Origin of the sequence: Streptomyces sp. RP5T (genome assembly GCF_003933965.1) — a bacterium.
Classification (GTDB): domain Bacteria; phylum Actinomycetota; class Actinomycetes; order Streptomycetales; family Streptomycetaceae; genus Streptomyces.
In genome coordinates, this window is the sequence record NZ_RSAJ01001288.1 from 1 (window position 1) to 451 (window position 451).

Genomic DNA, 451 nt, shown 5'->3' on the forward strand with positions numbered 1-451 from the left:
GAATTCGGAATCGCGCCGATCAAATCGGATGCCGCCGCAACCGCGATCACCGCCGGAAAGCTTGGCACGATCAGTCTGACATCGCGGTGAACGCCGTGTTCGGCGAGCGCCCTGTCGACCGGCCCGCCGCCGAAATCCGCTTGCGGTGAGAAGACCACATGGCCCCAGGCGGCATAGTTCTCGACAGTGATCGGATCTGCATCGAAAATCGGGTGTCCTATCCTTGCGAGACCGACATAACCGTCTTGAAAAAGGGTCTGGCAACGCAGTTCCCCGCTGTCCATCGGCAGGACGCCGATATCGAGATCAACGGCGGCGTCTCTCAGAGATTGAACGTCCTTGTCCGATCGCGGTGCAAACCGAAGCCTTATCCCTGGTGCCGCGTTCGCCACGGCGGCGCTCAGGCCCGCCGCAAAAATGAGCACGAATGCCTCATTGGCACGGATGGTGA

Annotated in this window: 1 protein-coding gene; it reads right to left on the reverse strand. The window is 60.8% G+C overall.

Translation table 11 applies throughout. The features are described from left to right. A partial coding sequence (locus EHS43_RS45870) for a LysR substrate-binding domain-containing protein (RefSeq protein WP_260471048.1) occupies positions 1-451 on the reverse strand: 451 nt, incomplete at both ends.